The 14,998-nt window shown below is 30.9% G+C and carries 15 protein-coding genes; all 15 read left to right on the top strand.

Translation table 11 applies throughout. The features are described 5' to 3' along the window. Positions 1–93 precede the first annotated feature (93 nt). The 15 genes from recA (at position 94) to RSD37_RS05100 (ending at position 14,889) form a co-directional block, all read left to right on the top strand. The gene (gene recA, locus RSD37_RS05170; RefSeq protein WP_346945640.1) at positions 94–1,134 is read left to right on the top strand and encodes a recombinase RecA; all 1,041 of its coding nucleotides are present in this window, start codon (positions 94–96) and stop codon (positions 1,132–1,134) included. Positions 1,135–1,525: 391 nt separating this feature from the next. Next, positions 1,526–3,079 (top strand): ribonuclease Y, encoded by a 1,554-nt coding sequence (gene rny, locus RSD37_RS05165; RefSeq protein WP_346945639.1) that lies wholly within the window; start codon positions 1,526–1,528, stop codon positions 3,077–3,079. Positions 3,080–3,255: 176 nt separating this feature from the next. Then, positions 3,256–3,516, top strand: coding sequence for a stage V sporulation protein S (locus RSD37_RS05160; protein ID WP_346945638.1), 261 nt, complete (start codon positions 3,256–3,258; stop codon positions 3,514–3,516). A 341-nt stretch (positions 3,517–3,857) separates the two neighbouring features. Beyond that, the gene (locus RSD37_RS05155) at positions 3,858–5,051 is read left to right on the top strand and encodes a pyridoxal phosphate-dependent aminotransferase (protein ID WP_346945637.1); all 1,194 of its coding nucleotides are present in this window, start codon (positions 3,858–3,860) and stop codon (positions 5,049–5,051) included. 25 nt (positions 5,052–5,076) lie between these two features. Continuing rightward, on the top strand, positions 5,077–5,331 hold the full coding sequence (locus RSD37_RS05150) for an HPr family phosphocarrier protein (protein WP_346945636.1): 255 nt from the start codon (positions 5,077–5,079) through the stop codon (positions 5,329–5,331). A 52-nt stretch (positions 5,332–5,383) separates the two neighbouring features. Then, positions 5,384–6,358 carry a tyrosine-type recombinase/integrase gene (locus RSD37_RS05145; protein ID WP_346945635.1) on the top strand — a complete coding sequence of 325 codons (975 nt, stop codon included), beginning with the start codon at positions 5,384–5,386 and terminating at the stop codon, positions 6,356–6,358. A 66-nt stretch (positions 6,359–6,424) separates the two neighbouring features. After that, positions 6,425–6,883, top strand: coding sequence for a hypothetical protein (locus RSD37_RS05140; protein ID WP_346945634.1), 459 nt, complete (start codon positions 6,425–6,427; stop codon positions 6,881–6,883). Positions 6,884–7,119: 236 nt separating this feature from the next. Further along, positions 7,120–7,887 carry an SPOR domain-containing protein gene (locus RSD37_RS05135; RefSeq protein ID WP_346945633.1) on the top strand — a complete coding sequence of 256 codons (768 nt, stop codon included), beginning with the start codon at positions 7,120–7,122 and terminating at the stop codon, positions 7,885–7,887. A 224-nt stretch (positions 7,888–8,111) separates the two neighbouring features. Next, positions 8,112–8,372 (top strand): DUF4321 domain-containing protein, encoded by a 261-nt coding sequence (locus RSD37_RS05130; RefSeq protein WP_346945632.1) that lies wholly within the window; start codon positions 8,112–8,114, stop codon positions 8,370–8,372. A 9-nt stretch (positions 8,373–8,381) separates the two neighbouring features. Continuing rightward, the gene (locus RSD37_RS05125; RefSeq protein ID WP_346945631.1) at positions 8,382–8,960 is read left to right on the top strand and encodes a Maf-like protein; all 579 of its coding nucleotides are present in this window, start codon (positions 8,382–8,384) and stop codon (positions 8,958–8,960) included. 11 nt (positions 8,961–8,971) lie between these two features. Beyond that, positions 8,972–9,658, top strand: coding sequence for a DNA repair protein RadC (radC, locus tag RSD37_RS05120; protein WP_346945630.1), 687 nt, complete (start codon positions 8,972–8,974; stop codon positions 9,656–9,658). Positions 9,659–9,677: 19 nt separating this feature from the next. Further along, the gene (locus RSD37_RS05115; protein WP_346945629.1) at positions 9,678–10,685 is read left to right on the top strand and encodes a rod shape-determining protein; all 1,008 of its coding nucleotides are present in this window, start codon (positions 9,678–9,680) and stop codon (positions 10,683–10,685) included. A gap of 2 nt (positions 10,686–10,687) precedes the next feature. After that, positions 10,688–11,560, top strand: a complete 873-nt coding sequence (mreC, locus tag RSD37_RS05110; RefSeq protein WP_346945628.1) for a rod shape-determining protein MreC — start codon at positions 10,688–10,690, stop codon at positions 11,558–11,560. Next, positions 11,547–12,062 (top strand): rod shape-determining protein MreD, encoded by a 516-nt coding sequence (gene mreD, locus RSD37_RS05105; protein WP_346945627.1) that lies wholly within the window; start codon positions 11,547–11,549, stop codon positions 12,060–12,062. The genes mreC and mreD overlap by 14 nt, the downstream gene beginning before the upstream one ends. 7 nt (positions 12,063–12,069) lie before the next feature. Further along, positions 12,070–14,889, top strand: coding sequence for a penicillin-binding transpeptidase domain-containing protein (locus tag RSD37_RS05100; RefSeq protein ID WP_346945626.1), 2,820 nt, complete (start codon positions 12,070–12,072; stop codon positions 14,887–14,889). The last annotated feature ends 109 nt before the right edge of the window (positions 14,890–14,998 follow it).

Here is a 14,998-nt window from a genome sequence, read left to right as displayed (position 1 = left end):
TTATAACACTTGACCAATTAAATCAAATAATATATAATAAAATCATAAGAACGGTTGTTCGGAGTGGAAGGATGTGAACCCTTAAGGGGAATTATGAATAATGATAAGTTAAAAGCGCTAGATGCCGCTATGAGTCAAATAGAAAAACAATTTGGTAAAGGTTCAGTAATGAAGTTAGGGGAGGATAGTAAGCTAAGTATTGATTGTATTTCTACAGGATGCTTAGGGCTAGACATTGGACTTGGTATAGGTGGAGTTCCAAGAGGTAGGATAGTTGAAATCTACGGACCGGAATCATCAGGTAAGAGTACAGTTGCATTACATGTAGTAGCCGAGGCTCAAAAGCAAGGTGGATGTGCAGCGTATATAGATGCAGAGCATGCACTAGATCCAATATATGCAAGAGCTTTAGGTGTAGATATAGATAATTTAATAGTATCTCAACCAGATACTGGAGAACAAGGACTTGAGATAACTGAGGCACTAGTAAGATCGGGAGCGGTAGATATAATTGTTATTGACTCCGTAGCAGCACTAGTTCCTAAGGCTGAAATAGAAGGTGAGATGGGTGATTCACATGTAGGTCTTCAAGCAAGACTTATGTCACAAGCGCTTAGAAAGCTTACAGGGTCTATAAATAAATCAAACTGTTCTACAATATTTATAAATCAATTAAGAGAAAAAGTTGGAATTATGTTTGGAAATCCAGAGACTACTCCTGGTGGAAGAGCTCTTAAATTCTATGCTTCAGTAAGAATGGATGTAAGAAAGATTGATACAATTAAACAGGGAGACGTATTCTTAGGAAATAGAACTAGAGTGAAAATAACTAAAAATAAGGTTGCACCTCCATTTAAACAAGCTGAATTTGATATCATGTACGGAGAAGGGATATCGAAAGAGGGGGATATTTTAGATATTGCAGTTAAAGAAGAAATAGTACAAAAAAGTGGAGCTTGGTTTGCTTATGGTGATGTAAGGTTAGGTCAAGGTAGAGAAAATGCTAAAAACTTCTTTAAAGAAAATAAAGAAATAATAAATGAAATAGAAAATAAAATAAGAGAAAAGTATTCTCTTCCAATTTCCATACAAAAGGAAGACGCAACTACTAAAGAATCAAAGGATAATAAGTAGATAACTTTTTATATTTAATATTTTCATATAAATAGATAAAACTTCTTCTAAAAGTAGGGTTTTATCTATTTTTTTTTATGAATTAACACTTAAAATATGAATAGGAAAAGTTAATGGATTTAGGTAGCTATAAGTGTAAAATAAGGTAATATTAGAAGGTGAAAAAGCCTGAGGAAGTTAATGGAATACATGTATCATATTTCAAATTTAATGACAAAAAGGAAATTTGTAGTATTTAGTAATAAACTTGACAATGATGTTAAAGTAATATAAAATGAATACAAATACTGGTTTAATATAATGATTGAGAATTGAATATAATATGTACCTTTTCACGCCTTCATTTTACTGCGAATAAATGTCATAAAATAAGTAAGGGAGGTGTTGTAAAATGGCTGAACCAAGTCAAATTATTTTGATTATTGCGGTTGCTTTAATCCTTTGTTTAGTGGGTATTTTTGTTTTAATTTATACAAAGAAAAATATATCTTTGGCCAATGTATCAAAGTCTGAAGAAGAAGCTAAAAAAATTATGGAGGATGCACAAAAAGATGCTGAATCTAAAAGAAAAGAAGCTATTCTAGAAGCTAAAGAGGAAGTTCATAGATTAAGATCGGATTTTGAAAAAGAATCAAGAGAAAGAAGAAGTGAAGTTCAACGATTAGAAAGAAGAATTCTTCAAAAAGAAGAAACTTTAGATAAGAAAACTTTGGGTATAGAGAAAAAAGAAGAAATGCTATCACAAAAGCAACAAGAAGTAGAAAATTTAGAGTCAGGTATACAAGAATTGTATAACAGTGTAAGAAAAGAATTACAAAAAGTTGCAGGACTAACCTCAGATGAAGCTAAACAAGTGTTATTAGAAGAGGTTAAAAGAGAAATTAAACACGAAACTGCAATGATGATTAAAGAAATTGAATCTAAAGCAAAAGAAGAGGCTGATAAAAAGGCAAGGGAAATAATAACATATGCTATACAAAGATGTGCAGCAGATCATGTAGCTGAATCTACAGTACACGTAGTATCTCTTCCTAATGATGAAATGAAGGGAAGAATTATAGGACGCGAAGGTAGAAATATCAGAGCTCTTGAAACGTTAACAGGAGTAGACTTAATTATTGATGATACTCCAGAAGCTGTTATTCTTTCAGCATTTGATCCTATTAGAAGAGAGGTAGCAAAAATTGCCTTGGAAAAACTAATAGTGGATGGAAGAATACATCCAGCAAGAATCGAAGAAATGGTTGAAAAAGCGAAAAAAGATGTGGAAAATGACATAAGAGAAGAGGGCGAACAAGCCACCTTTGAAACGGGTATACATGGATTACATGTAGAAACAATCAGGCTTTTAGGAAGATTGAAATATAGAACTAGTTATGGGCAAAATGTTCTAAAGCATTCTATAGAAGTTTCTTACTTAGCAGGACTTATGGCATCAGAACTTGGAATTGATCCAACACTTGCGAAAAGATGTGGACTATTACATGATATCGGAAAAGCGGTAGACCATGAAGTTGAAGGACCACATGCGCTTATTGGTGCAGAAATAGCGAAAAAATGTCATGAATCTCCAATAGTGGTAAATGCTATTGCAGCCCACCACGGGGATGTTGAGTATGAATCTTTAGAAGCTATACTTGTTCAAGCAGCAGATGCTATATCGGCAGCTAGGCCAGGTGCAAGAAGAGAGACATTAGAGACTTATATTAAGAGATTAGAAAAATTAGAAGAAATTGCGAATTCTTATGAGTGCGTAGAAAAGTCATATGCGATTCAAGCCGGAAGAGAAATCAGAATTATGATTAAACCAGATGATATTGATGATGCAGGAGCCGTTGAAGTAGCTAGGGATATTGTTAAGAAGATAGAAGATGAACTTGAATATCCAGGCCAAATAAAGGTTAATGTTATCAGAGAAACAAGAGCAGTAGAATATGCAAAGTAAAATGAAGTAATTAAAAGGTTAAGCCTCCTATTTATAGGAGGCTTTTATTATAAAAAAATAAATTGTTTGAAATGTATAATAATTTCAATATTTAATAAAAGGAATTTTCTTTCAAATGTAGAAATAGTATTATAAGAATTTAAATAATAATACTTAGCGGTAGTAGGAGGGTTATAATGGAAGTATTAAAAGTTTCAGCAAAATCTAATCCAAATTCAGTAGCAGGAGCATTAGCAGGAGTTCTAAGACAAAGTGGTGGAGCAGAAATTCAAGCTATAGGTGCAGGTGCAATAAATCAAGCTGTTAAAGCTGTAGCCATTGCAAGAGGATTTGTAGCTCCTAGTGGAGTGGATTTGGTGTGTATACCGGCATTTACTGAAGTGCAAATTGATGGGGAAGAAAGAACAGCTATTAAATTAATAGTTCAGCCTAAATAGTACAATTATGTGTTCTTGAGGTAAATAATGAAAGTTATTTACCTTTTAATATGTAATGAAATTTTAAAAATTAGTATATAATAAATAAAAATGATAATAATAATGGCATGACAAAATTACCATAAAATCTTTACAGAAATTATAATAAATGTTATGATGAAAATATGAATTTTATCTTTCATAGGCAATTTTAATGAATTTTTAAAATCATTAATTGAGTTCATGGATTAAAGTAATATTAAGGTAAATAATGAAAATATTTAAATTAAATTTTATGTGCTAAAAGTATTTTTTTTATGAATTTTTAGCATAAATAACAAATATTATTGGGGGTATTTACAATGATACTATCAAAAAAAGCAACAAAAATTGCACCGTCATTGACTTTAGCAATTACAGCTAAAGCTAAAAAGATGAAAGCAGAAGGAATTGATGTTATAGGATTTGGAGCAGGTGAACCAGATTTTGATACTCCAAAAAACATTCAGCAGGCAGCAATAAAATCCATAGAAGCAGGTCAAACAAGATATACAGCTGCTTCAGGAATAATTGAATTAAAAGAAGCTATTGTTAATAAATTTAAAAAAGATAATAATTTAACTTATAAAACGTCTCAAATAATAATTTCAACTGGAGCAAAACAATGTCTAGCTAATATTTTTCAATCCATATTAAATCCAGGAGATGAAGTACTAATTGGAGCACCATATTGGGTTAGTTACCCTGAGCTTGTTCAATTAGCTGATGGGGTTCCTACTTTTGTTCATACAGAAGAAAATAATTCTTTTAAGCTAACAGTAGAAGCTTTGGAAAAAGCTGTTAATAAAAATACTAAGGCTATGATCTTAAATAGTCCTAATAATCCGACTGGTACAGCTTACACAAAAGAAGAATTAGAAAAAATTGCGGGTTTTGCTAAAAAGAATGATATAATAGTAATATCGGATGAAATATATGAAAAACTTTTATATGGAGAAAATGGTCATATCTCTATAGCAAGTTTATCAGAAGACGCCTATAATAGAACTGTAGTAATAAATGGAGTTTCAAAAGCATATGCCATGACTGGTTGGAGAATTGGTTATGCAGCAGCTAGTGAAAAAATAACTTCATTAATGTCAAACATACAAAGCCATACTACTTCAAATCCATGTTCTATATCTCAATATGCATCTGTAGAAGCATTAAACGGAGATCAAAGCGAAGTTGAAAATATGAAAATAGAGTTTAAGAATAGAAGAGACTTTATGGTAGATAGAATTAACTCAATAAATAACTTATCTTGTGTAAAGCCAGAAGGTGCATTTTATGTTATGGTTAATATATCTAAACTACTAAACAAAGAAGTCGATGGAACTATGATTAAAGATTCTCTTACATTTAGTGATTTACTTCTTGAAAAAGAAAAGGTTGCAGTAATACCAGGAATTGCATTCGGAGTAGATAACTTTATTAGACTTTCATATGCTACATCTATAGATAATATAAAGAACGGATTAAACAGAATAGAAAGCTTTGTTAATGGCATAAAATAATATTCTCATAAATGAGGTGATTGATATGCTAACAAAGGAATTAATAATTAATAATCCACAAGGATTACATGCAAGGCCCGCCACATTACTAGTTCAAAAGTCTACAACGTTCAAATGTGAAGTTACTATAGAATGTAATGGTAAGTGTGCTAATGCTAAAAGTCTTATAGGGGTATTATCTTTAGGAGTTAATAAGGGATACAGGGTTAAGTTCATAACAAATGGAACTGATGAAGATATTGCTCTTGATGAAATTACTGCTGTAGTAGAAGACTTATAATTAAAATGAAAGAACTGCTTTTAGCAGTTCTTTTATTATATGGAGGACAGTTATGGAAGATATAATAGTCTATGAAAGTAATAATATTTATGTAGGAAGTCAAAAACATTTTATAGAGTGTTTTTTAGAGATAAAAGGTGGTAGAAGCAAGTATACAGCCATTAGTTACGAAAGGGATATAAAAGACTTTTTCAAGACGGAAAATATTAAAGATATAACATTAGAAATAATTCGTTCAGTAAATATATTTCACGTTCAGAAGTTTATAATGGAATTACAATCCATTAATTTATCCTCTGCAACTATAAATAGAAAAATATCATCCCTAAGTGCTCTTTATAGATGGTTGATGAAATATGAAGATAATTATAGTGATATAAGAATAATAAAGTTTAACCCCTTTGCAAATGTTAAAGAAGAAAAACCAACCATAACAAACAAAATAACGGAATTTTTAACCGAGAGTGAATGTAGAGAGTTGCTAAAAAGTATTGATACTAGTACGGCATTAGGCCTAAGAAACAAGGCAATTATGGCATTGGCATTAACTACAGCTTTAAGAAAATCAGAAATAATAAATATTAAGATTTGCCATGTTAAAAAATATGGAGAATATGACATAATAGAAGTTACAAGAAAAGGTAACAAACGAGATGTGGTTAAGCTTCAGCCTAAGGTCAAAGAATTGATAGAAAAATATTTAGATGTTACTAATAGAAGTAAGGAAGAAAATGGAGGGGAATATCTATTTATAGGACATTCATCAAATAAAAGAAATAGAGAAAAGTTAAATCCTAGTACATTAAATTATATGATGAAGAGAATATGTAACCAATGTAATATAGATAAAAAGCTTAAGGTACACTCCACAAGACATACTGCAATAACTATAGCTATTACTCAAGGTGCAACTATTGAAAAGGTAAGAGAATTTGCAGCCCATAGAAGTATTGCAACTACAAATAGATATATACATTCAATAGATAAACTTAAAGAAAATCCTGGAGATGATATAGATATTATATGATTTTTAGGAATTTATTAGAAAATGTGGGCATACATTTTATTGTAATATAAAAATGGAGGTATGTTCATGGCTTTTGATAATGAATATGAATTTGTACCATTGACACCTATAACACACAATTCCCTACCTAATGAAATGAAGGATTTTATAGCATCATGTGGTATGATGGGAATGATGCCAACAAATAATTTTATAAATCCAATGCAGAGAGAGTTAGCAGAAGTTATAGATTTAAAATCTACAAATGAGGAATTGGATGTTGAAGATTGGGATGAGGATGAGGTTGATAGATATGTAGAGGATAGTGAAAAGGAATTATTTACTGAAGTTAGTGGAGAAAATACAATTTATTCAAGATACTTAGAAGACGAAGAAGAATATATTAAAACAGACAAAGTTTTAAGAAAAATTGAGAATAACAATATAGGGATATTTAAATTTTTAGAGGTTAATGGTATGCCATATGAAAAGGCTAAGAAGTTTATAAGAAGAGTAGTTAGATTGTCTATGAGATATAATGAATAGATAGACATACTCAGTATAAATTACTTAGAAAAATATATAGAAAATGGTGTTGTTTAAAGATGCCAAAACCTTTATTTAAGAAGGAATAAAAAAATCGACAGATAGTGTCGGTTTTTTTATTATGTAAAATAACTTATTATAGTAATATTTAGTTTTAAAAAGGTATATAAATTAATATGATATTTTAAATTCAACCTATGGATATGAAATAATCCATAGTATTGGGAGGGGATAAAGTGAAATACACAAGATATAATATAAAGTCTAAGCAAAAGAAGAGCAATAATTTTCTGTTTTATTTAGCAATAACTCTGCTAATTGCACTGCTTTTAGGGAGTTTTGTAGTAAAGTTTATACTTAAAGATTCAGGTAAAATAGGGTTTGGTAATATGGAAAATAAAGGTCAAGTAGAAGACAATTCAAAAGAGAAAAATCTTGAGGATGATAAGAATGGTGATGACAGTAAGGAAAATGATAAGGTTGGAAGTGATGAGGTTGCAGCGACAGAATATAATTTTTATATATTACAATGTGGAGTTTTTAAAGTTAAGGAAAATGCTGCTGAACTTATGTCAAAACTAGGGGATGTTGGAATGCCTTTCATTGGAGAAGAGGGCGAATTTTCAAAGGTTTATTTTGGAATATATTCTAGTGAAAATATAGAAGAAGGTGTAAATATTCTAAAGGGTAAGAGTATAGATAACACTAAAGTATCTATAAATATACCTGTAGAAGATATTTCTACAACACAGCTATATAAAATTATAGATGGTCTTTTGCAAATAGTAAATAAAACTTCTGAGAGTGGTGTTAAATCCGTAAATACTGCTGAATTTAAAAATTGGGTTAAAGAATTAGAACCTATTGAAGATAGTATGAAAGAATATAAAGAAGTTACTGAATTGAAGGAATATATAAATGCTCTTCCGGAAGATGTAAATAAAGAGGGAATAAAGGACATGCCAAAATTCATATACGATAAATTGATAAGGTTTAAAAAATAGTAAAAACATATAAAAAACACAAATTAAAGTATCAATATAGAAATAAACAAGGGCTGTTTGTGAACAAAAGTTTACGAATAGCCCTTATTTATAAAAAAAGTTTAAAAAATTTGTTATAGCCTTGTGTAAAAAAATATTAAATGTTAAACTATATTAGATATAAAATATAAAGCATAAATGTTATTAGTGTATTGAATATTTTAAATATACTGGGGGATATTTTTATGGGGAAAGTATATAGAAGCACTAAAGAATATATATTCATAACACTTTTAGGTGCCATTTCCGGAAGTTTCATAGGCGAATTTTTAGGAAGTACCTTTGCTGTGTTGGGTTTTTTAGGAAAAACTTATTTTATTGGATTAAAAAGCCCTCTAATTGTTGACCTGAAAGTGTTAGAAATAACCTTTGGGTTAGGTTTTGGTTTAAACTTAATGTCCATAATAGGAATAGTTTTAGCTATAGTATTATATAAAAAATTCTAGGAGGAAACTATGAAGATTATATTGGCATCTGCATCACCAAGAAGGCAGGAACTATTAAAAAGAATTACAAATGATTTTGAAATTAAAGTTAGTGATTTTGATGAGAATTCTGTAAAATTCAAAGGTGATATAGAAAATTATGTTTGTACCTTAGCTGAAGGAAAAGCTAAAAATATATTATTAAACAAAACTAATGATGAAAATATTATCATAGGGTGCGATACCATAGTATATTTAAACGGTAAAATTCTTGGGAAACCTGTGGATGATAGCAACGCCTTTGAAATGCTAAAAGAGCTTAGTGGAAATATACATAAAGTTTATTCTGGAATAGCTTTAATAAATAGTAAAACAAAGAAGGTTGTTACCAAGAGTGTTTGTACTGAAGTTAAATTTATGGAACTTACTGATGATATGATATTAAAGTATGTAAAGTCAGGTCAGTGTAATGGTAAGGCTGGAGCCTACGGAATACAAGATGATGCTGCTGTTTTTGTGGAAAGCATAAATGGTTGTTATTATAATGTAGTAGGATTCTCTTTAAATACTGTGTTTTTATTATTAAGGGAGATGGGGGTAAATCTATAAAGGAGTTAGTTATGGGATACAAACTAAGAGTTAAAGATTTACCTGAAAATGAAAGACCCAGAGAAAAAATTTTAAGATATGGATCAGAGTATCTGTCTAATTCAGAGCTGTTAGCTTTAATATTAAGGACTGGTACGCGGGAAGATAATATTCTAACATTATGTGATAAATTATTATCACATTGTGGGGGAATTAATGGACTTGCAAATCCTTCAATTAAAGACCTAAAAGAAGTAAAGGGTATTGGAGAAGCTAAAGCAACTCAGATTTTAGCACTAGTAGAATTATCAACCAGATTTAATTCTTTTAAATCTGGGGAAGAATACAAAGTGTCTAGCCCTAAGGATGCTGCTTTTTACATGATGGGTCAAATGAAAAATTTGAAAAAAGAATATTTTAAACTAATTATGCTAAATACTAAAAATATAATTATATCGGTTAAGGATATTTCAATAGGAAATTTAAATAGTTCTATTGTTCATCCAAGGGAAGTTTTTATAGAGGCTATAAAACTTAGCAGCGCATCAGTGATATTATGTCACAATCATCCCTCAGGGGATAGTACTCCGAGTAAAGAAGACATATTGATAACTAAAAGGTTAAAGGAATGTGGAACACTACTTGGAATAGAAGTATTAGATCATTTAATAATTGGAAATGAAAATTATGTAAGCTTAAAAGAAAAAGGAATTGTATAGATTGAAAGGAGAGGTTTTTGTGGGTTTATTCGGAAAAGCAAGAGACATGGGAATAGATTTAGGAACTGCAAATACATTAGTATATATTAAAGGTAAGGGAATAGTTTTAAGAGAGCCTTCAGTTGTGGCTATAAATAAGAATACTGGAAAAGTTTTAGCAGTAGGAAATGAAGCTAAAAAAATGATAGGTAGAACACCTGGAAACATAGTAGCAATAAGACCTATGAAAGATGGAGTAATTGCAGATTTTGACGTTACTGAAAAAATGCTTAGACACTTTATAGAGAAAGTTGGAGCTAAAAACTCTTTCAAAAGCCCAAGAATTGTAGTTTGTTTTCCATCAGGAGTAACTGAAGTAGAAAAAAGAGCAATATATGAAGCGACTAAAAGTGCAGGAGCAAGAGAAGCTTATTTAATGGAAGAGCCAATGGCAGCTGCTATAGGTGCTGGGTTACCAGTTAATGAGCCGACAGGAAGCATGGTTGTAGATATTGGTGGAGGAACAACTGAAGTAGCCATTATATCTTTAGGTGGTATAGTTACAAGTATGTCATTAAGAGTTGCTGGAGATGAGTTAGACCAAGCAATTATAGCGTACATAAAAAAACAATATAACCTTATGATTGGTGAAAGAACTGCAGAAAATGTAAAGATTGAGCTAGGTTCAGCTTATGATTTAGGTGAAGAAGCAGAAGTTATGCAAATTAGAGGAAGAGACCTTATAAGCGGACTTCCAAAGGTTGTTGAAATAAATGAAGCAGAAGTAAGAGAAGCTTTAAAAGAACCAGTATATTCTATTATAGAATCAATTAAAACTACACTAGAAAAAACACCACCAGAACTTGCGGCTGATATTATGGATAAGGGGATAATGCTTACAGGCGGAGGTGCCCTATTAAAAGGATTAGATCAATTAATAACCCACGAAACACATATGCCAGTAAATATAGCAGAGATTCCACTAGATTGTGTTGCTATTGGAGCTGGAAAAGCACTAGATAATGTAGATATTATTAGTAGAAGATAAATATGAAAATATTCAAAAATAAGCTGACAGTAATAGTTATACTACTGTCAGTATGCTTTTTGGGGTTAATTGGTTATTCAGTTCAAAAAGACAATATGTCTTTCGTGGGAAATGGTGTAGGAAGTGTTATAAATTCAGTTCAAGGAGTAGTTTATAAGGTTGGTAATAAGGTAAAAGGATCAGTTGGTTTTATATTTAATATTAGCAATATAAAAGAAGAAAATGAAATTTTAAAAAAAGAGAATAAAACATTAAAGATTAATGGCACTCAAAATGAAATTTTAAGAAAAGAAAATGATAGACTTAGGGGCATGTTAAATTTTACACAGGTTAATGAACAATATGATTATGTAGGTGCGGACATAACTGGTTTAGTTGGAAATAATTTCTTAGATGGATATATTGTCAATAAGGGCGAAAAAGACGGTATAAAAAAAGGTATGGCTGCAGTTGAAGGAGATGGGTTAGTTGGTCAAGTCACTAGTGTTGGTGATAATTGGAGTATAGTACAATCTCTTTCTAATGAAAATGTGGCAGTAGCAGGATATGTGTTAAGTACTGAGGAGAGCAATGGAATAGTAAAGGGGTACAAAGGAAATAAAGATAAATTTCTTGCTCAGATTACAGGTCTTTCTTTAGATTCGAAAATTAAAGAGAGCGATGTGATATTTACTTCTGGACTTGGAGATGTTTATCCTAAAGGAATCAAAATAGGTGAAGTTGTTGAGGTATCTGAAGATAAAGCTAAGGTTACTAAGAGTGCAATTATAAAACCTACTGTAGATTTCAATAGAGTTGAACAACTTATTATTATAGTACCAAAGGAAGATAGAGATGTTAAAGTACCAAAGGAAGATAGCGATGTTAAATATTAATACTACGGCAAAAAAGGTTATATATTTATTTCTAATAATAATTACCCTTTTTATTTTAGATAATACATTGGTGCCTTTTTTTGCAATAAACAGTATATATCCAAGTACGGTGTTCGTATTTATAATTTGCTATTCTATAATAAATGGATACACAGAAGGTGTGATAGTTGGAGTTCTTGCAGGGGCACTTCAAGACTTATATTTTCCTAATGTTGTGGGAATAAACATGATAATTAATATGTTTATATGTTTATTAGCCGCTAAGATAGGTAAGAATATTTTTAAAGAAAAAGCTATTATTCCTATTATTTCAACATTCCTACTAAGTTTATTGAAGAGTATTACAGTTTTCGGGGTGCTAATATTACTGAATATTAGTAATGATTTTTTAAGCATAATTCTATATAAAGGTATTTATGAGATGGTTATAGCTGTAATTTTATATAAGGTTACACTTAAATTTAGTGAAACTAAAACTATAAAAAAGGAATGGAGATTCTAAGGATAGTATGAAGAAAAATAACAAGAATACAAAAAAGGTTTCAAGGTATAATTTATTCTTTATATCCATGGGTGTAATATTTGGTATTATTCTAATACGATTACTGTATTTGCAAATAGTAATGGTTGAAGATTATAGGGAACAGGCAAACAGTAAAAACTATAAAAATGTGTCAAAGACTGCTGCAAGGGGAGATATTTTAGATAAAAATGGGAAAGTACTAGCTACTAGTAAGCAGAATTATGTGTTACAGTTTAGTGAGACAACAGAAAGTAAAGAATATTTTTTCCAAACTATGACTAAGGTTTTTGATATATTAGATAAGAAGAATATACCTATAGTCGATGAATTTCCTATAATAATCAATAGTAATGGTGAGTTGGAATACAATTTTAAGGCAACGGATGAAAAGAGTAGAATGTGGTTAGAGCTAAGATTCAAAAGGGATAGAGGCTTTGAGGATGATGTAGTAAGTAAGAAGTTTGGAGAAGATAAAAAGGTTTCACAACTAACAGATGCAGAGAAGCAAATAGTGGATGAATTACTTTTACAAATCACCCCAGAAGAAGCATTTAGAAATTTAGAAAAGAACTATGACATAGAGAAATACTATGAATTAACACTTCTAGAGGAAAGAAGGCTTTTATTACTTAAGGATGCTATAAAGATGCAGAGTTTTACTGGATATAATCCAGTAGTTATAGCAAATACTCTAGATCAAGATACTGCATTTATATTTGAACAATTACAACCAGATTTGCCTGGAATAATTGTAGATACTCAGCCTATGAGATATTATCCGGAAGGAGAACTAGGTTCAGCATTTTTAGGATATATGTCTAAGATTAATCCTTGGGAACAAGAAAGATATGAAGAAAAGGGTTATGATGTAAGTACAGATGAAATAGGTAACACTGGAATAGAAGGGGCTTTTGAGAGTTATCTTAAAGGAACTAAAGGTCAAGAAAGTATACAAATAAATAAGCAGGGACGTAGAGTTAAAACTTTAGGTGAAGTTGAGGCTTATGCAGGAAATACAGTTCAGTTAAATATTGATATGGATGTTCAGAGAGCAGCGGAACAGGCTTTAGATGATACATTAAAGGAACTTCAGAAACTTGGTAAAGCTTCAAATGATGCTGATACGACTAACGCTACTAGAGGTGCTGCAATTGCAATAAAGAATACTGGAGAAGTTTTAGCAATAGTAAGTAGACCAGGATTTGATCCTAATATATTTACAGTGCCAGGAAAGTTAACAACTGAGTTGTCAGAAGAATATTTTAGTCCAGATTTAGAAGCTAAAGGAAAAGAATATATAGATAAAAGAGGATTAGCTAGCAAAGAAGGTATTTTAACTGATGAAGAACTAAGAACTTTAAGTTTAGAAGATAGAAAAGAATTATTATTAAATAGGATGTTTCCAATAGACACTAGTATAGAAGGAAATACAACTATAAGGCAAGATTTATATGATATATTCCCTAAACCTTTTTATAACTATGGAACATTATCATTAGTACCACCAGGATCAACCTTTAAACCAGTAACTGCTCTTGCGGGGCTTGAAGAGGGAGTTATTGATAAAAATACCAAAATAACAGATGCAGGGGAGTACAATAAGCGATATTCTGATTATAAAGGGGCATGCTGGATATACAATATGTACAATCAACATGGTTCTCATGGATCTATAAATGTTAAAAGGGCATTAGAGGTATCTTGTAACTATTTCTTTTACGACGTAGCAGATAGATTATATGAAAAGTCAGGTGAGAATGAAAAGGCTCTTGATATAATAGCTAATTATGCTTGGCAACTAGGATTAGGATTACCACGTGGAAGTGAATTAAAGGCAGTTACGGGTATAGAAATTCAAGAAAATTTTGGCCAAGTATATAATTATGAGTCCAGTAAAAATACATTAACAAGTGTATATATAAACCAACTAGTATCCTTTTTAGAAAAGGGAATAAGTTCTATGAATGCATCAGCGCATTACAAACCTTTTGATATTGTACAACAAAAGGAAACTGGAAGTGGAAAAGAATTAGAGCAAATAAAATTAACAAATACAAAGAAAAAAGCCTTAGTAGATGCTATAAAGGAAGAGATTAAGAAAGATGGTAAATCTACAGAAAATGAAATTCGAGAAAGATTTGTTCCATTAATTGAAGATATTATAAATACAAATCCTGAAATTAGTGCTAAGAAGTATACTAAAGGGGATATTGATAGTATTGCAATAGCTATGCTTTATTGCGTTGTGGATACTCGTACTAATATTAATTCAGCTGCAAATGCATATGATGCTTCCATTGGTCAAGGTATGAATCAATTTACTCCATTACAAATAGCAAGTTATATTGCTACCCTTGTAAATGGTGGGGATAGATATGAATTAAAGTTAGTGGATAAAATCATTGATGGAGAAACAGGAGAAGTAATTGAGGACATTGAACCTGAACTTATCAGTCAAGCTGAGTTTAGCAAGGATAACATAGATGCAATTAAGCAAGGTATGAAAGAGGTTACCGAAGGAGAAAGTGGTACTGCTGCTGCTATGCTTAAAGATTTTCCAATCCCCAACGGAGGGAAAACAGGAACTTCAAATATTATAGATGCTAGTATTCAGTCAGCCGTAGGAAGAGATGCTGCTGGTGTATATGTAGGGTTTGCTCCTTATGATAATCCAGAGATAATAGTATGTTCTATTATTTATGATGGAGGACATGGAAAACCTAATATTGCCAAGGCAATGTTTGAAGCTTACTTTAAGGATGAAATATTAAAAACTAACCCTAATTATGAATTTAAGTATAAATAATAGTATGGATTCACAATTTAATTAGTAGGAGTTACCCCTTCAATGGGGTTGAAGGTGAGTTTCGCAAATGAAACTCTAAATCTTTTGCAATTAAGAAAAATAACAAATG

The organism is Clostridium sp. (genome assembly GCF_036646415.1).
Lineage (GTDB): Bacteria > Bacillota > Clostridia > Clostridiales > Clostridiaceae > Clostridium_J.
Note: the sequence above shows the minus strand (reverse complement) of the source record. Positions and strands in the feature narration are given on the sequence as shown.